Source organism: Pantoea sp. EKM101V, from assembly GCF_011800325.1.
GTDB classification, from domain to species: domain Bacteria; phylum Pseudomonadota; class Gammaproteobacteria; order Enterobacterales; family Enterobacteriaceae; genus Pantoea; species Pantoea anthophila.
In genome coordinates, this window is sequence record NZ_JAALFP010000002.1 from 306,740 (window position 1) to 323,969 (window position 17,230).

The 17,230-nt window shown below is 57.1% G+C and carries 15 protein-coding genes; 4 read left to right on the forward strand and 11 right to left on the reverse strand.

Going from position 1 to position 17,230, the window contains the following annotated elements; all coding sequences use genetic code 11:
- Position 1: 1 nt before the first annotated feature.
- Entirely contained in the window at positions 2–607 is a 606-nt protein-coding gene (gene ybjG / locus HFD92_RS05340; RefSeq protein ID WP_046101501.1) for an undecaprenyl-diphosphate phosphatase, read from the forward strand.
- A gap of 239 nt (positions 608–846) precedes the next feature.
- Here the strand turns inward: ybjG and HFD92_RS05345 are convergent, their stop codons facing one another.
- Positions 847–2,049 (reverse strand): serine hydrolase, encoded by a 1,203-nt coding sequence (locus HFD92_RS05345; RefSeq protein WP_072052704.1) that lies wholly within the window; start codon positions 2,047–2,049, stop codon positions 847–849.
- Positions 2,050–2,321: 272 nt separating this feature from the next.
- Between HFD92_RS05345 and HFD92_RS05350 the strand changes: the two genes are divergently transcribed.
- Entirely contained in the window at positions 2,322–2,978 is a 657-nt protein-coding gene (locus HFD92_RS05350; protein WP_167428451.1) for an HAD family phosphatase, read from the forward strand.
- Position 2,979: 1 nt separating this feature from the next.
- Here HFD92_RS05350 and HFD92_RS05355 read toward each other — a convergent pair whose 3' ends face one another.
- The 8 genes from HFD92_RS05355 to HFD92_RS05390 form a co-directional block, all read right to left on the reverse strand.
- The gene (locus HFD92_RS05355) at positions 2,980–4,116 is read right to left on the reverse strand and encodes a PQQ-dependent sugar dehydrogenase (protein WP_167428452.1); all 1,137 of its coding nucleotides are present in this window, start codon (positions 4,114–4,116) and stop codon (positions 2,980–2,982) included.
- A gap of 117 nt (positions 4,117–4,233) precedes the next feature.
- Positions 4,234–4,869 (reverse strand): carbonic anhydrase, encoded by a 636-nt coding sequence (locus tag HFD92_RS05360; protein ID WP_009091197.1) that lies wholly within the window; start codon positions 4,867–4,869, stop codon positions 4,234–4,236.
- Positions 4,870–5,390: 521 nt separating this feature from the next.
- Entirely contained in the window at positions 5,391–5,840 is a 450-nt protein-coding gene (locus HFD92_RS05365; protein WP_009091198.1) for a DUF4385 domain-containing protein, read from the reverse strand.
- Complete coding sequence (gene gsiD / locus HFD92_RS05370) at positions 5,837–6,742, reverse strand: glutathione ABC transporter permease GsiD (protein WP_009091199.1); 906 nt, start codon at positions 6,740–6,742, stop codon at positions 5,837–5,839. The genes HFD92_RS05365 and gsiD overlap by 4 nt, the downstream gene beginning before the upstream one ends.
- A complete protein-coding gene (gene gsiC, locus HFD92_RS05375; protein WP_167428453.1) occupies positions 6,739–7,668 on the reverse strand; it encodes a glutathione ABC transporter permease GsiC in 930 nt (309 codons plus the stop codon). The genes gsiD and gsiC overlap by 4 nt, the downstream gene beginning before the upstream one ends.
- Positions 7,669–7,713: 45 nt before the next feature.
- Positions 7,714–9,249 (reverse strand): glutathione ABC transporter substrate-binding protein GsiB, encoded by a 1,536-nt coding sequence (gene gsiB, locus HFD92_RS05380; RefSeq protein WP_167428454.1) that lies wholly within the window; start codon positions 9,247–9,249, stop codon positions 7,714–7,716.
- 54 nt (positions 9,250–9,303) lie between these two features.
- The gene (gene gsiA / locus HFD92_RS05385; RefSeq protein WP_150029466.1) at positions 9,304–11,160 is read right to left on the reverse strand and encodes a glutathione ABC transporter ATP-binding protein GsiA; all 1,857 of its coding nucleotides are present in this window, start codon (positions 11,158–11,160) and stop codon (positions 9,304–9,306) included.
- Positions 11,161–11,169: 9 nt separating this feature from the next.
- A complete protein-coding gene (locus tag HFD92_RS05390; RefSeq protein ID WP_167428455.1) occupies positions 11,170–12,129 on the reverse strand; it encodes an isoaspartyl peptidase/L-asparaginase family protein in 960 nt (319 codons plus the stop codon).
- 253 nt (positions 12,130–12,382) lie between these two features.
- On the opposite strand from HFD92_RS05390, the gene moeA reads away from it, so the two are divergent.
- Positions 12,383–13,618 (forward strand): molybdopterin molybdotransferase MoeA, encoded by a 1,236-nt coding sequence (gene moeA, locus HFD92_RS05395; RefSeq protein ID WP_009091204.1) that lies wholly within the window; start codon positions 12,383–12,385, stop codon positions 13,616–13,618.
- Complete coding sequence (gene moeB / locus HFD92_RS05400; RefSeq protein ID WP_167428456.1) at positions 13,619–14,386, forward strand: molybdopterin-synthase adenylyltransferase MoeB; 768 nt, start codon at positions 13,619–13,621, stop codon at positions 14,384–14,386.
- Between the two features lie 80 nt (positions 14,387–14,466).
- Here the strand turns inward: moeB and HFD92_RS05405 are convergent, their stop codons facing one another.
- Positions 14,467–16,059, reverse strand: a complete 1,593-nt coding sequence (locus HFD92_RS05405) for an ABC-F family ATPase (protein ID WP_009091206.1) — start codon at positions 16,057–16,059, stop codon at positions 14,467–14,469.
- 177 nt (positions 16,060–16,236) lie between these two features.
- Positions 16,237–16,638: an H-NS family nucleoid-associated regulatory protein gene (locus tag HFD92_RS05410; protein WP_009091208.1), complete on the reverse strand. Its 402-nt coding sequence runs from the start codon at positions 16,636–16,638 to the stop codon at positions 16,237–16,239.
- Positions 16,639–17,230 lie beyond the last annotated feature (592 nt).

Genomic DNA, 17,230 nt, shown 5'->3' on the forward strand with positions numbered 1-17,230 from the left:
AATGGAAGAACTGAACCACTCACTGTTTACTGCCATTAATGCCACACCAGCGTCACCTGCCTGGTTACTGCAACTGGCGACCTTTATTGCCAAAGATCTGATTGCCATCGTGCCGCTGCTCATCGTGGTGATGTGGCTGTGGGGGCCACGCGATCAGCTCTCTTCGCAGCGGGCACTGGTGCTGAAAACCGGCATGGCGCTGATCTATGCGCTGACGATCTCCTGGTGTGTGGGCCAGCTGCTGCCTCATCCGCGTCCGTTCGCCATTGGTTTCGGTTATCAGTTCCTGCATCATGCGGCGGATGACTCCTACCCCAGCGATCACGGCACCACGATTTTCACTTTTGCCCTGGCCTTTATTTTCTGGCATCGCCTCTGGTCGGGGGTAGTTCTGATGGGTGTGGGTTGCGCTATCGCCTGGTCACGGGTCTATCTTGGCGTTCACTGGCCGCTGGATATGCTGGGTGGATTCCTTGTCGGGCTACTGAGCTGTCTGGCTTCGCATCTGGCATGGCAGTTCTATGGCGAGCGGATGCTGGCTGTTATCCATCCCCTCTATCGGGCGCTGTTTGCGGTGCCGATTCGCAAAGGCTGGACGCAGGACTAAGCGCCCTGTTTATTCAGCTCAGAAACGTCAGACAGCGTAATTTTTGCAGCGATAAATAAACCTGAGGCACAGGGAGCAGGGTCAGAAGAGGAAAGCGTCCCGCGCCAGGGATGGCGCGGGCCGAGCAGTCAGGGATGACGGTTTTGCGTCTTTCCGATCTGACCCTGCTTCCTGTGCAGGCACGATCTTACCGCCAGAGGAATTTCTGTTATCAGGGACGCGTCAGCGTCCCGGATAACTTATGAAAACCATTTCCCAAACCAGCCGTTAAATTTCATCATCACGAAGTCAATCATCCGGCTGAAGAATCCGCCTTCCTGCACATCCTGCATCACCACCAGCGGGCGCTGTTCAATGGTTTTACCGTCCAGCTGAAAATCGATCGTGCCCACCACCTGATTCTTCTTCAGCGGTGCTTCCAGCTGAGGTGTGGTCAGTTTAAAACTCGCCTTCAGGTTCTTCATCTGCCCTTTGGGGATGGTCAGCGCCGCATCTTTGGCGACGCCGAGATTGACCTGGCTACGATCGCCGAACCAGACCCGCTGCTGAGCAAAAGGTGCATCGGCTTTAATGGGGGTTACCGTTTCAAAGAAGCGGAAGCCCCACGTCAGCAGCTTTTCACTTTCGCGGAAGCGGATCGCATCGCTGGTGGTGCCCAGCACCACGGAGATCAGGCGCATGTCACCTTCGGTCGCAGAGGCAACCAGATTGTTGCCCGCCCCGGAGGTGTGGCCGGTTTTAACGCCATCGACCTTGAGATTGGTGCTCCACAACAGACGGTTACGGTTGATCTGGCGGATATTATTGAAGGTGAACTCTTTCTCTTTGTTCAGCGCATACTCATCGGGGACATCGCGGATCAGCGCCTGCGCAATCAGGGCCATATCCCGTGCGGTGCTGTACTGCCCTTCTGCATCCAGGCCGTGAACCGTCATAAAGTGGGTGTTCTGCAGGCCCAGCGCTTTCACGTAGTTATTCATCAGGCCGATAAACGAATCCTGACTACCCGCCACGTAATCCGCCAGCGCAATACAGGCATCGTTGCCGGACTGGATCACGATGCCTTTATTCAGCTCATGCACCGGGATGCGGTCACCCGGCTTGAGAAACATCAGGGATGAACCGCGCAGCTTAGGATTGCCGGTCGCCCAGGCATCCTGTCCTACGGTAACCATATCATCCGGTTTAATTTTGCCCGCTTTAATCGCCTGACCCACCACGTAGCTGGTCATCATTTTGGTCAGACTGGCGGGATCGAGACGCTGATCGGCGCTGGATTCAGTTAAGACTTTACCGCTGGCGTAATCCATCAGGATCCACGCTTTTGCGTCAATGCCTGGCGCGGCGGGAGCCTGTTCAGCATAGGCGCTGATCGGGGCGATAATCAGTAATGAGGTAGCAGCGAGAAGCCGCAGGCGTGATGGGAAGCGAGTGTTTGTCATGGGCGTGGCCGGATTGTCCTTGTTAACGCGAAATTCCAGGGGCAGAAAATTCTCACTCAAACGCTAACCGTTGACGGCAGCGAAAAAAACCGCCGAATCGTAAAGTTTTTTAGAGTTTAGTCGATTTACCCTGGCACAACGGCCGCGCGCGTGCCCTCTCGCCTCGATTCTGTCATCCCCGAAACTGCGTGAAATTCCGATTTTTCGCAGAAGAGTTAAGTCGGTCACAATTATCCGCTAACCTGAAAGCCAGTCAGCCGAGGAGACCGACCATGGACTTAGCCCTTTTTGATCTGGATGAAACACTTATTTGTGAAGACAGCACCAGCCTGTGGCTGCGCTGGCTGGTATCACAGGGGTTCGCCCCCAGCGAACTGATCGATCAGGAACAGGCACTGATGGCCCAGTACTATGCCGGCACGCTCTCAATTGAAGAGTATATGAATAAAACCCTCTCACCGCTGTCGGGTATGGCTACCCTCACGGTAGAAGGCTGGGTGCGCCGCTTTATTCATCGCGACATCATGCCCCGCGTTTTTCCCGCGGCGCGGGAACGCATTGAGTGGCACCGGGCGCGCGGCGACCGTGTCATGATTATCTCTGCCAGCGGTGAGCATCTGGTGGTGCCGATTGCTCAGCAACTGGGGGCCTGCGGTGCGCTGGCGATTGGCGTTGAAATCGTAGACCAGCGTTACAGCGGCAATACCTACGGCACCATGACCTATAAAGAGGGCAAAGTGACCCGGCTGGGTGACTGGAAAGCGCTGCAGGCGGAGGAGACGTTTGACTGCACCTGGGCCTACAGCGATTCGATGAATGACCTGCCCCTGCTGGAGCAGGCCGATCACGCCCATGTCATCAACCCGGACGAAAGACTGCATCAGGAAGCGGTCAGCCGGGGATGGCAGGTTTATCACTGGGCACGCTGAATCAGCCGCGGGACGCGCCAGCGTCCTGCGCTAATCCCACTTTCAGCAGTTTGCCGTTAGCCTCATCGGTCAGCACATAGAGCCAGCCATCCGGTCCCTGCCGCACATCGCGAATCCGCGCATTCTGGTCGCCCAGCAGACGCTGCTCTTCCACCACTTTTTCACCGTTCACACTCAGCCGAATCAGGTTCTTCTCTTTCAGCGCGCCGATAAACAGCGAATTCTTCCACTGCGGAAAACGGGCGCTGTTGTAAAACGCCATGCCACTGATGGCCGGAGAGACTTTCCAGTGCCAGATCGGCTGCTCGGTGCCTGCAACATGGGTACCCTTTGACTCCGGCACTTTATCGCCGCTGTAGTCAATGCCGTACGTCGCCTGCGGCCAGCCATAGTTTTTGCCACGGCTCATGATATTCACTTCATCGCCGCCGCGTGGGCCATGCTCATTTTCCCATATCATGCCGGTCCAGGGATTCAGCGCCAGCCCCTGCGGATTACGCAGGCCAAGCGCCCAGATCTCCGGCCGCGCGCCGGGCTGTTTCACAAACGGATTATCATCCGGCACGCTGCCGTCGGCATTCAGCCGCAGCAGTTTGCCCTGCAGTTTATCGAGGTCCTGCGCGGCGCTGCTGACAAAATTATCGCCGAAGGCAATCCAGAGATAGCCCTGAGTATCAAACGCCAGCCGGGTGCCGATATTGTTGCCGCTGGAGAGCATCGGCGTCTGCCGGATCACCTCGCGGAAATTGCTGAGCTGGCGATTATCCCTGCTCAGTGTCCCGACACCGACCACCGCCCCCGCTTTGCCCTTGCTGTCAGCCTCGGTGTAACTGAGCCAGACACGACGGCTGCTGGCGAAGTCGGGAGCCAGCACCACATCCAGCAGGCCACTCTGCCGCTGTGCCCAGACCTCTGGCACGCCCTGAATCGGCTGCGACAGACCGCTCTCCGGGTTCCAGCTGCGCAGCTGCCCGCTCCGTTCGGTTATCAGCAGCGTTTTGTTGTCGGGCAGAAAGGCAACCGACCATGGATGTTGTAACTTATCCTGTAACACCTCAACCTGCAGGTCAGCGGCAAACAGCGGCGGGACTGAGAGCAGCGAACCGGTCAGCAGCAGAACGGTTGAAAAACGGGACATAGAGTTCTCCTCATGGGATAGCGTGCCTTAAGCGTAGTCAGCCCGCGCGCAGTGAACCTGAGGATTTACAAAAGATTAAACAGGAAACCCGCCGCAGGACGCAGCGGGCGAGAGGCATTACTCGAAGCAGGTATCCGGATTCTCAGACAAGGTGATGAACTGCTTGCCACCCTGGGTCAGCGCCATAATGGTGCCGCTTTCGATATCGTAAACCCAGCCATGCAGACGCAGTTTGCCGTTACGCAGTGCGACGGAAACCGAAGGGTGGGTTTTCATGTTGTTCAGCTGCGCGATCACGTTCTCTTTGACCATCTCATTCAGCTTCTTCTCCGGTGAGTCATACTCACGCTGCTCGACCACCGCTTTTGCCGCATCGGCATAGCGCAGCCAGTGCTCTACTGCGGGCATGGTGTCCATGCAGGCGCAGGAAGCAATAGCGTTCATAGCACCACAGTTGGAGTGACCGCAGATGATGATGTCGGAGACGCCCAGTGCGACCACGGCATATTCGATAGTCGCGGACACACCGCCAGGCTCCGGGCCAAATGAGGGAACGATGTTGCCCGCGTTGCGGATAACGAACAGCTCTCCTGGCTCCTGCTGCGTTACCAGCTCAGGCACCAGACGGCTGTCTGAACAGGAGATGAACAGGGCTTTCGGATTTTGATTTGACGCCAGGCTTTTGAAAAGATCCTTCCTTTCAGGAAACACATTCTGCTGGAAATTCAGAAATCCTTTGATGATCTCTTTCATTATTTAGCTCTCACATTATCCATTTCATTACCTGAGGGGCATAGCCCCCTCAGTGGGGTTAGCGGGTTTATTATTAATGAAAACAAGTGAATATCAACCCGCGTTTTTCATTCACTGTTCAGCCGGGGTTACGGACAGCGCTTCGCTTATCCGCCAGTCAACGGTCCAGGCGGCGATTTCTTTTTATAGCACGGTGAGTTACCACGACGCGCCCGTTTTTCTCTGAGCCTGATGCGGGTCTGCAAAGCGGACAGGCTTTTACGCGTTTTTTCACTACTTTACGTCGTGCGCCAAGCTGAAATCGTTTTCAGTCATTCACGCTCAGCGGACGCATCGCATCCGGCGGATTGCTGCGCCGTGAGCGTAATCCGCCGGTTTCAGTCCGCCGGCAGGGTTTTGACGGGAAGAAGCAGGAAAGATGAAATAGCGCGGAAAGCGGAGGCACTGCGGCGTGAAATAAATTTCGCCTCCCCGGCGCTACAGACGCGCCGGGCAGAAAAGCGGTCATGCTGGTTCAGCGCTTAGCCATAAAGTTGCTGATGCGCCTTTTTCCGTTGCAGATAGTCCTCATCGGCCCGGAGACGGTCCCAGTAAGCTTTGAAAATGGCCGCCGCCGCGGCTTTTTCTTCGTTGACGCCACGCGGCAGCTCCTTGCCTTCCGCGTCATATTTTCGTCCGCCCTTGTGATTGCTGTAGCGGCGGGCACGGGTATAGCCCATCTGGATAAACTTGCGCGCCATATCCATGCCGACAAAATCATCCTGACGCCGGTAATCTTCAAACAGCGCCATGATCTTTTCTGCCGACTCTTCAGCAATGGGAACGGTGCGAAATCGCCAGTGAGGCAGTATTTCGCTCTTATAAGGCTCGACCATCAGCACACCCTGCTCCCCGCGGCCGACCTGATATCGCTCAGGGTGCTTACGGAAGTCGATAGTGCTGAAGTCCTGATCATAATCGAAAGGTTTCATGTCTTTAGTTTAGGATCAAGTGCGTCGCGCAGCCCGTCTCCGAGTAAATTAAATGCCAGAACAGTGAAGAAGATCGCCAGACTGGGGAAAATCGCCACGTGCGGCGCGATAACCATGTCGGCGCGCGCCTCGTTCAGCATGGCGCCCCACTCCGGCGTGGGCGGTTGTGCCCCTAAACCCAGAAAGGAGAGACTGGCAGCGGTGATGATGGAGGTGCCGACGCGCATGGTAAAATAGACCACAATCGGTGAGACCGTCCCCGGCAGGATATGTCGCATCAGAATGGTCCAGTCAGAGGCGCCGATGCTGCGCGCTGACTCAATAAAGGTCTGATGCTTGAGTACCAGCGTATTGCCGCGCACCAGGCGGGCAAAAGCCGGGATGCTGAAGATGGCTACCGCCACAATCACATTGCTCATGCCGCTGCCCATAATGGCGACGACCGCTATCGCCAGCAGAATGCCGGGAAAGGCAAACAGCACATCACAGATGCGCATGATGATGCGGTCCCACCACCCTTCATAATATCCCGCCAGCAGGCCAGAGAGGGTGCCAATCAGCGCGCCGATCAACACAGAGAAGAAGCCCGCAATCAGGGAAATACGCGTGCCGACCAGTACCCGGCTGAAGATGTCGCGCCCCAGCGAGTCCACACCAAACAGGTGCATCAGTGACGGCCCCTCATTGAGCCGGTCATAATCGAAATAGTTCTCCGCATCGAACGGCGCAACCCACGGTGCGATAAATGCCAGTACAATCAGCATCAGCACAAACAGGCCCGCCAGCAGCGCCACCGGCTGCCGTCTGAAACGCCGCCAGAACTCACGCCACGGTGTCCGCACCCGATTCTCCGCGAGCAGCGGCATGCTTTTCAGTGCCGCTTCGCGTCGCCAGTTTTTCATCGCGACTCCTTAAAGCGAATAGCGGGATTGATAACCGCATAGAGCATGTCGGTAAACAGATTGATCAGAATAAACTCCAGTGAAAACAGCAGGACCTCTGCCTGAATCACCGGGTAGTCGCGCATCGTCACAGAATCGACCAGCAGACGTCCCAGGCCAGGCCAGTTGAAAACCACTTCAACCACAATCGAGCCGCCCAGCAGAAAACCGAACTGCAGGCCCATCATGGTCACGACCGGGATCATGGCATTGCGCAGGCCATGTTTGACCACCACCAGCGACTCGCGTACCCCTTTGGCCCGCGCCGTCCGCATGTAGTCTTCCTGCATGACCTCGACAAAGGAGGAGCGGGTAAAACGGGCCATCACCGCCGCGACCGCGGCACCTAAGGTGATCGAAGGCAGGATGTAGTGTTTCCAGCTCTCTGCACCTACCGTCGGCAGCCATCCCAGCTCAACCGAGAAGACCTGCATCAGCAGCATGCCGAGTGCAAAGGCGGGGAACGAAATGCCCGACACCGCCAGCGTCATCCCCAGCCGATCGGGCCAGCGGTTGCGCCAGACGGCAGAGACAAGGCCAATCGCCATGCCAAAAATCACTGCCCAGACCATGCTGACCAGCGTCAGCCAGAGGGTCGGCATAAAGCGCGTGGCGATCTCTTCAGCGACCGGCCGTTTCGACACCATCGACTGGCCAAAATCGCCCTGCAGCGCATTCAGTAAAAAGTGCCAGAACTGCTGCGGCAGCGGCAGATCCAGCCCCAGTTCCTGGCGCACCAGCGCCACCACGGAGGCATCCGCTTCCGGCCCGGCGATCAGGCGTGCGGGATCGCCCGGCAGCAGGTGCACAAACAGGAACACCAGCACCGCCACAATCAGCAGCGTCGGGATCAGCCCGAAAAGTCGTTTAATGAAATAGTTAAACATGCAACATCCTGCAGCTGCGGCCAGCCCGCAGGCTGGCCGGCTCCGTTACTTCAGAGTCGCCTCATCAAAATTGAATGAGGTATCGGGCATCACATAAAAACCGCTGAGGTTTTTGCTGTTAGCAGAGACCAGCTGCTCAACCACCAGCGGGATCCACGGGTGATCCTGCCAGATGGTATCCTGCGCATCTTTGTAGAGGCGCGCTTTCTCAGTACGGTCGGTGGTTTTCAGCGCATCGGCCAGATCTTTATCGACCTTTGGATTGCTGTAAAACGCGGTGTTGAAGATGGCCGGTGGCCAGGCTGCAGTGGCGAACAGCGGCGTCAGCGCCCAGTCTGCTTCGCCGGTTGAGGCGGACCAGCCGGTATAGAACATCCGCACGCCGCTCTCTTTCTGCCCTTTGCCCTCCACTTCCGCCGCACGCTGACCGGCATCCATCGCCGTGACCTTAACCTTCACGCCCACCTGTGCCAGCTGCTGCTGGGTGAACTGCAGCACCTTCTGCGCAGTACTGTGGTTGTGCGACGACCAGAGCGTGGTCTCGAAACCGTTCGGATAGCCCGCCTCTTTCAGCAGCGCTCTGGCTTTAGCCGGGTCGTAGCTTATCGCCGGATAGCTCTGCGCAAAGTCGATGGAGGGCGGCACAACGCCGGTCGCTGGCGTCGCATATCCGGAGAACGCCACTTTCGCCAGCGCCTGACGGTTGATGGCGTATTCCAGCGCCTCGCGCACTTTCGGGTTATCGAACGGCTTCTGAGTAACGTTGAGGCTGATGTAGCGCTGCATGATGGATGGCGTGGTCACCACATCCAGCTTGCTGTTCTGCTCCAGCCGCTTCGCCTGCTCATAAGGCACCGGGAAAGCGAAGTTCGCCTCACCGGTCTGCAGCATCGCCGCACGGGTGTTGTTATCCACCACCGGACGCCAGGTGATGCTGTCCAGCTTCGGATAGCCCGGCTTCCAGTAGCCATCCCACTTCTTCACCTTCACAAAGTCGGTCTGATTCCAGGTTTCAAACAGAAACGGACCGGTCCCGACCGGATGGAAACCGATCTCTTTGCCATATTTTTTCAGCGCAGTGGGCGAAATCATCGCCGCCGCCGGGTGCGCCAGGATGTTGATAAAGGCGGAGAACGGCTCCTTCAGCGTCACTTTAACCGTGGTCGGATCCACCACGTCGGTGCTGGCGATATGTTTAAACAGGTTGTAGCGCTTGAGGTGATTATCGGGATTGCTGGCGCGATCGAGGTTGACCTTCACAGCTTCGGCATTGAAGTCCGTGCCGTCCTGGAATTTGATGCCGGAACGCAGCTTAATGGTGTAGGTCAGTCCGTCCGGGCTGGCCTGATAGCTTTCCGCCAGCACGTTGGTCAGCTTCATCGCTTTATCAAAGCCGAACAGGCCCTGATAGAAAGATTTGGCGACCGCCTGCGACAGCGTGTCGTTGGCATCATAGGGGTCGAGCGTCGTGAAATTGGACGCGACGGCAATCACCGCATCCTGTGCTGCCCAGGCGGGCAGTGCCATTGCGCTGCTTAACACGCCAGCCGCCAGTAACCCTTTACGCATCGTCATCTGCATCTTGTTCTCCTGTAATCCCTGTCGGGTTGGTCGCCGGGGCGACATCGTCACTGTTCAGGTCGCACTGATAACGTGGCGCGCGACGAAATGGCCTGGCGCCACCTCCATCAGCGGCGCCACTTCAGGCTCATCCCCTAAGGCATGGATCGGGCTGGGGATCTCATCGACCAGTAAGGCTCGTTCACGACGGCGGTGAGCCGGATCGGCTACCGGCACCGCCGCCATAAGTTTGCGGGTATAGGGATGCTGCGGCTGCTCAAAGACCGCCTGACGCGGCCCTATCTCGACAATCTGACCGAGATACATCACCGCCACGCGGTGGCTGATCCGCTCGACCACCGCCATATCGTGAGAAATAAAGAGAAAGGCGATGCCAAACTCGCGCTGCAGGTCGAGCATCAGATTGATAATCTGCGCCTGAACTGACACATCCAGCGCAGAGACGGACTCGTCGGCGATCACCACTTTAGGGTTCAGCGCCAGCGCACGGGCGATGCAGATTCGCTGACGCTGTCCGCCGGAAAATTCATGCGGATAGCGCTGAGCATGCTCCGGCAGCAGGCCCACTTTATCCAGCAGCCAGGCGACGCGCTGCTCCGCCTCGCGTCGCGGCATCACCTTATGTACCAGCAGCGGCTCCATAATTGAAAAACCCACCGTCAGGCGCGGATCGAGTGAGGCATAAGGGTCCTGAAAGATAAACTGAATGTCGCGTCGCAGATGGGCCAGCGCGGCACCGGAAAGCGTATCTATCCGCTGTCCGTCGAAGGTCAGCGTACCGCCCTGGCTCGCCACCAGCCTGAGCAGTGAACGTCCGGTGGTGGATTTACCGCAGCCTGATTCGCCCACCAGCGCCAGTGTCTCACCGGCATAGAGGTCAAAACTGACTTTTTCGACGGCGTGAACCCGGCTTTTAACCCGATTCAGCAGCCCGCCGCGAATATCGAAGCGGGTCACCAGATCGCGCACCTGTAAAATCGGGGGCTGCAGACGGCGTACCGTATCCTGCGGCACGTCGTCGGCCGCGTCGCTGTGCAGCAGGGGAAATTTCGCGGGCAACGGCTGGCCCTGCATGGCACCGAGCTTTGGCACGGCGGCCAGTAGCGCCTGGGTGTAGGGCTGTTCCGGTGCGCTGAACAGCCGGTCGACCGGGGCTTTTTCCACCACCTCGCCGCGGTACATCACCTGAACCCGGTCAGCCATTTCAGCCACTACGCCCATATCGTGAGTGATAAAAATCACCCCCATCTGCATCTCTTTCTGCAGCACGCGGATAAGCTGCAGAATCTGCGCCTGAATCGTCACATCGAGCGCCGTGGTTGGCTCATCGGCAATCAGCAGGGCGGGTTTGCAGCAGAGTGCCATTGCAATCATCACCCGCTGGCGCATCCCGCCTGACAGCTGATGTGGAAACCGGGAGAGGACATTTTGCGCATCAGGGATCCGCACCAGGTCCAGCATCCGGCGCGCTTCCGCCAGCGCGGCGGCATGACTCTGTCCCTGATGCAGACGAATCGATTCGGCGATCTGCTCGCCGACGGAGAAGACGGGATTCAGCGAGGTCATCGGCTCCTGAAAGATCATCGCCATATCGGCGCCGCGCACCCGGCGCATCTGCTGCTTTGAGGCACGCATCAGATCCAGCACCTCCCCATTGCGACGGCGCAGCAGCGCTTCGCCACTGACCTGGCCTCCCGCCTGCTCGATGAGTCGCATCAGCGCCAGAGACGTGACCGATTTGCCTGAACCTGACTCGCCCACCAGCGCCAGCGTCTCGCCGCGAAACAGATCGAGTGACAAATGGCGCACCGCGCGGGTCAGGGTCGCCTCATGCTGAAATTCTACGCTGAGATCGCGCACCGCCAGCACCTGCTCAGGGGCCAGGGTCGGATGCGTTTGCCTGTCGCTCATCTCTGCTCCTTAACTTTCGCGGTAGATAGCGACTTCCGCTGGCTCGCCCACCCGGGCGACGCCGCGGTACATTCCCTCGCTGTTAAACGGCAGGGCCACATTACCCGCACGATCGACAGCAATCAGGCCACCGCTGCCGCCCAGCTCCAGTACGCTGTCATGAATGACATTGACGCTGGCCTGCTGCAGCGTACGACCGGCATAGCGCATCTGTGCCGCCACGTCATAAGCGGCCAGCGTGCGCATAAAGACCTCACCGGTGCCGGTACAGGAGACCGCCACGCTGTCGTTGCTGGCATAGCAGCCCGCACCCGGCAGCGGCGAGTCGCCTACCCGTCCGGCCTGTTTATTGGTCATGCCACCCGTTGAGGTCGCCGCAGCCAGATTGCCCTCCAGGTCCAGCGCCACCGCGCCCACCGTGCCAAACTTGCGGTCAGGGTCGAGCGGGTCGTCGTGGTGAGCCGCGCCATCATGGTCCAGCACCGCCGAATCGCTATTCAGCGCGCGCTGCAACTGTTCCCACCGTTCCGGCGTCGAGAAGTAGTCGGGGCTCACCGGCGCCAGCCCGTTCGCCACCGCGAACTGTTCAGCACCCTCACCGATGAACAGCACATGCTCGCTTTTTTCCAGCACGGCACGCGCCGCCAGAACCGGATTGCGCACCCGCGTCACGCCGGCGACGGCGCCCGCCTCCAGCGTGCGCCCATCCATGATGCAGGCATCGAGTTCATGCGTGCCCTGATGGGTAAATACCGCGCCCTTACCGGCATTAAACAGCGGACACTCTTCAAGTAGCCGCACCGCCTCCGTTACCGCATCCAGTGCGCTGCCACCCTGCGTCAGGATCTGCTGGCCCTGAGTAACAATCTCCTGCAGCGCCTGACGATATGCCTGTTCTTTTTCAGCGCTCATCGCTGAGCGCGTAATGGCACCCGCGCCGCCGTGAATGGCAATCACTGCTTTAACCATAACGCTCTGCCCTGTTGCATCCGCATGAAAAACACTGATTTAAAATGGTTTTCATCCATTTTTGATGATTTTTGACTATAGAAAGCCTGCTAAGGGTTGTAAAGCGGAAACTGTTCCTGTGGTTATAACCTTTTCTTACCACCCTATATCATTTTGACCCTTGTCGCGGGCAAGCCCGGGGTGACACCGATGTGACTCAGCGGCCAATTGCCACCATAATAGGCAGCATCTGAATTCACCAGGCTGGATCCTTATGGAAAGTTTTACTGCAGGTTTGATCTCCCTTGAGGAGGCGCAACAAAAAATGCTCGCGCAGCTGACGCCCATCGCCGACGCTGAGAACGTGTCGCTGGCCGCGGCGGCTGGCCGCATCACGGCAAAAGCGGTGACCTCCCCTATCGCCGTACCGCCCTTTGATAACTCCGCGATGGATGGTTACGCCGTCAGGCTGGCAGATATCAGCCGCGGTGAGCCGCTGCCGGTGGCCGGTAAAGCCTTCGCTGGCGCACCCTTCAGTGGTGAGTGGCCGCATGGCAGCGTGATCCGCATCATGACCGGTGCGCCGGTTCCCGCAGGCTGTGACGCGGTGGTGATGCAGGAGCAGACGGAAACGCGTGAGGGGGCCGTTGTGATCACCGCACCGGTGCGTCCCGGCCAGAATATCCGCCTGACCGGCGACGATATTCAGCCCGGTCATGTCGTGCTGGAAGCGGGCACGCGGCTGGGCGCGGCGGAACTGCCGCTGCTGGCTTCGCTGGGGATCGCGCAGGTCAGCGTAGTGCGAAAAGTGCGGGTGGCGATCTTCTCCACCGGTGATGAACTGCAGCCGGTGGGGGAACCGCTGGCCGAAGGCGCAATTTACGATACCAACCGTTTCGCCGTGTCGCTGATGCTGAATAAGCTCGGCTGCGACGTCATCGACCTGGGGATTATCAAAGACGATCCGGCGGCCCTGCGGGCGGCTTTCGCAGAGGCGGATCGGCAGGCGGATGTGGTGATCAGCACCGGCGGTGTCTCGGTCGGGGAAGCGGACTTTACCAAAACGATGCTGGAGGAGCTGGGGGCGATCAGCTTCTGGAAGCTGGCGATCAAACCCGGCAAACCTTTTGCTTTTGGCCGCCTCAGCCACAGCTGGTTCTGCGGTTTACCGGGTAATCCGGTCTCGGCTGCTGTCACCTTTTATCAGCTGGTTCAGCCGCTGCTGGCGAAACTTACCGGCCTGCAGAAATCGGCTCTGCCGCCGCGTCAGAAAGTGCGCTGCGCCTCTGCGCTCAAAAAATCACCGGGCCGGCTCGACTTCCAGCGTGGCATCCTGCGCCAGAACGCGCAGGGTGAGCTGGAGGTGCAGACCACCGGCATGCAGGGTTCCCACGTCTTCAGCTCTTTTGCGCAGGCAAACTGCTTCATAGTGCTGGAGCGGGAGCGCGGCAATGTGGAGCCGGGCGAATGGGTTGAGGTGGAACCCTTCAACGCCCTGCTGGAGGCGTAAATGCTGCCTGAATTAAACGATGAGGAGATGCTGCGCTACAACCGGCAGATCGTCCTGCGCGGTTTCGATTTTGACGGTCAGGAGCGACTTAAAGCCAGTCATGCGCTGATCGTCGGGCTGGGCGGACTTGGCTGTGCCGCCGCGCCCTGGCTGGCGTCAGCCGGGATCGGCAGCCTGACGCTGCTTGACTTCGACACCGTGTCGCACTCTAACCTGCAACGGCAGATACTGCATCATGACGCCGATATTGGCTGTGCCAAAGTGGAATCGGCGGCACAAAGCCTGGCGGCCATCAATCCTCACTGTCAGCTGCATCCGGTCAACGGCCAGCTGGATGATACGGCGCTGCTGGCGCTGATAGCCCGCCAGCAGGTGGTGCTGGACTGCACCGACAATGTTGCGGCGCGGGAGCAGCTCAACCGGCTCTGTCGCCAGCAGGGCGTCCCGCTGGTCTCCGGGGCGGCAATTCGTATGGAGGGCCAGATCAGCGTATTCAACTGGCAGCCCGGCACGCCCTGCTATCGCTGTATCAGCCGCCTGTTTGGCGAACAGACCCTGAGTTGTGTCGAAGCAGGCGTCATGGCCCCGCTGGTGGGGGTGATTGGTGCAATGCAGGCGATGGAAGCGATTAAGGTCCTGACGGCCTTTGGCACACCGGCCACCAGCCGGTTGCTGATGTACGATGCCATGAGTGCAGAATTCCGCAGCATGAAAGTGGCGCAGGATGCGCACTGTGAAGTGTGTGGCGATGGAGCATATACTCCCTGAAGCGGGCTCCAGCCTCAGAGTGATTACCTTGCGGCCCATTCCGGGCCAAAAAAAGGGGTGGCCTGCGCCACCCCCTTTTATCAGACGATTCCCTGACTGCGCAGGTAGTCTTCATAGTTGCCGGTGAAGTCCACCACCTTGTCTGCTTTCAGCTCAATCACGCGGGTTGCCAGCGAGCTGACAAATTCACGGTCGTGCGACACAAACACCAGTGTGCCTTCATACATCTCCAGCGCCATATTGAGCGATTCAATCGACTCCATATCCAGGTGGTTAGTCGGCTCATCCATAATCAGGATGTTCGGTTTCTGCATCATCAGTTTGCCGAACAGCATGCGCCCTTTCTCACCACCGGAAAGCACTTTCGCCGGCTTCTTAATATCATCCTGTGAAAACAGCAGGCGACCCAGAATACCGCGAATCGTCTGCTCATCATCACCGGGCTGTTTCCACTGACTCATCCAGTCAAATACGGTCAGATCATTAGCAAAATCTTCGGCGTGATCCTGCGCGTAATAACCAATGCGCGCATTCTCTGACCACTTAACGCTGCCATTATCGGGCTCAAGTTGCCCTACCAGCGTCTTCAGCAGCGTCGATTTACCAATACCGTTGGCACCGATGATCGCCAGCTTTTCGCCCACTTCCATCAGCAGATTTAAATTCTTAAACAGCGGACCGTTATCAAACCCTTTGGTTAATCCTTCCACTTCTAGGGCATTTCGGAACAGCTTCTTATCCTGCTCAAAACGGATAAACGGGTTCTGACGACTGGACGCTTTCACTTCTTCCAGTTTAATTTTATCCATCTGTTTTGCGCGCGATGTCGCCTGACGCGATTTAGAGGCGTTGGCGCTGAAACGGCTGACGAACGACTGCAGGTCAGCAATCTGCGCTTTTTTCTTGGCGTTGTCAGATAACAGACGTTCACGCGCCTGGGTTGCGGCGGTCATATATTCGTCATAATTACCGGAATAGACACGCAGCTCGCCATAATCCAAATCCGCCATGTGGGTGCAGACCATATTAAGGAAGTGACGGTCATGCGAAATGATAATCATGGTGCTGTCACGTTCATTCAGCACCTGCTCCAGCCAGCGAATGGTATCGATGTCCAGGTTGTTGGTTGGTTCATCGAGTAACAGAATATCGGGATTGGAAAACAGCGCCTGCGCCAGCAGCACGCGCAATTTAAAGCCCGGCGCAATTTCGCTCATCGGGCCATAATGCTGTTCAACCGGAATACCGACACCAAGTAATAACTCACCAGCACGGGATTCGGCGCTATAGCCATCCATCTCACCGTAAAGCGCCTCAAGGTCACCGACCTTATACCCCTCTTCTTCGCTCATTTCTGGCAAAGAATAAATACGGTCGCGCTCCTGCTTAACTTCCCATAATTCATGGTGACCCATGATCACGGTGTCCAGCACGCTGAATTGTTCAAAGGCGAACTGATCCTGACGCAGCTTACCGATACGCTCGTTGGGATCGTAAGAGACGTTGCCGGCTGAAGGCACCAGATCGCCACCCAAAATCTTCATGAAGGTGGATTTTCCGCTGCCGTTCGCACCGATTAAACCGTAACGATTACCGCCGCCAAATTTAACGGAGATATTCTCGAACAGTGGCTTACTGCCAAACTGCATGGTGATATTGCTGCTAACTAACACGGCATTGACCTTTGTGAAGAGAGTGGATGAAAAAACGGCGGCTATTATGCCAGATGTGACGCAGCGCACGCCAGCGTCGGGGATGGATTGCTGGCCGGGTGATTGATATCCCGACAGAAATAAAAAAGCCGGCAGGCCATCATGGCCCCCGGCTCCCACTTACAAGGATTGTGTCGATCAATCGATCAGGAAGCTGTCCAGGCTTTTACCGGAATCCAGCGCTTTTTTAATCGCTGCCGGGGTACGGCCCTGGCCAGTCCAGGATTTCTGCTCACCGTTTTCATCGGTGTAAGTATATTTAGCCGGACGCGGCGCACGCTTGGTGCGTTTTTTTCCGCTTTCCAGGGCACCTAATAATTCATTAGGATCGATGCCGTCAGCCAGCAGCATTTCGCGATATTTAGAGAGCTTTTCTTCTTTTTCGCGATTCTGCGTCTCTTCTGCTTCTGCTTCTTCGCGGCGCTCAGTCACAACAACAGTTAATTTTTCCAGGATCTCTTCAAGATCGGTCAGTGGCAGTTCACGAGCCTGGGCACGTAATGTGCGAATATTGTTCAGTACCTTAAATGCGTCACTCATCACAATGTCCTTGATTAAGGGGGGTTAATAAAACTGTAGCGGCAAGATTACCTAATTCAAATAAAAAAATAAATTATTTTTACGCCCCAGATAATTCTTAAGTATTAATTATGCCGAAATATGGCTTTTAAAATCGGACCCGCCTGAGGTTTATTAACGATGAATTAACAACAAACCGGGCCTGTGTCCCTGTATTGAAAACGATTTCAGCCGGACGATACCGCCTGCAGAGGCATAACCGCATCTGCGAAAGCGTGCAGGCTCAGGCCCGTTATTTCCGGTTTACCGCCCATACTCGGGCGATAAAAAAAGGCCGGAAAGGCTACCTCTGTCACAATAGTTTACAGTTCATGATTAAAAATTGCCCTTCTCATCGGGCAATAACGTTAAAGAATTATCGCCCTATTCGATTTTATTATGACAGTCGCGACGTTCCCGGCATGTTTTACCGCTGCGTTTTTCAGCAGCGTCAGATTATTCGCAGAGAAGAGCGTTGAACAACAGCGGTCGCGTTCTGCAGACGCTGGCGAATTGTCATGCGCGTTCTGAGTGGCATTAAAAAAGCATCCTGAAATAAACGCAGAAAGGTGAC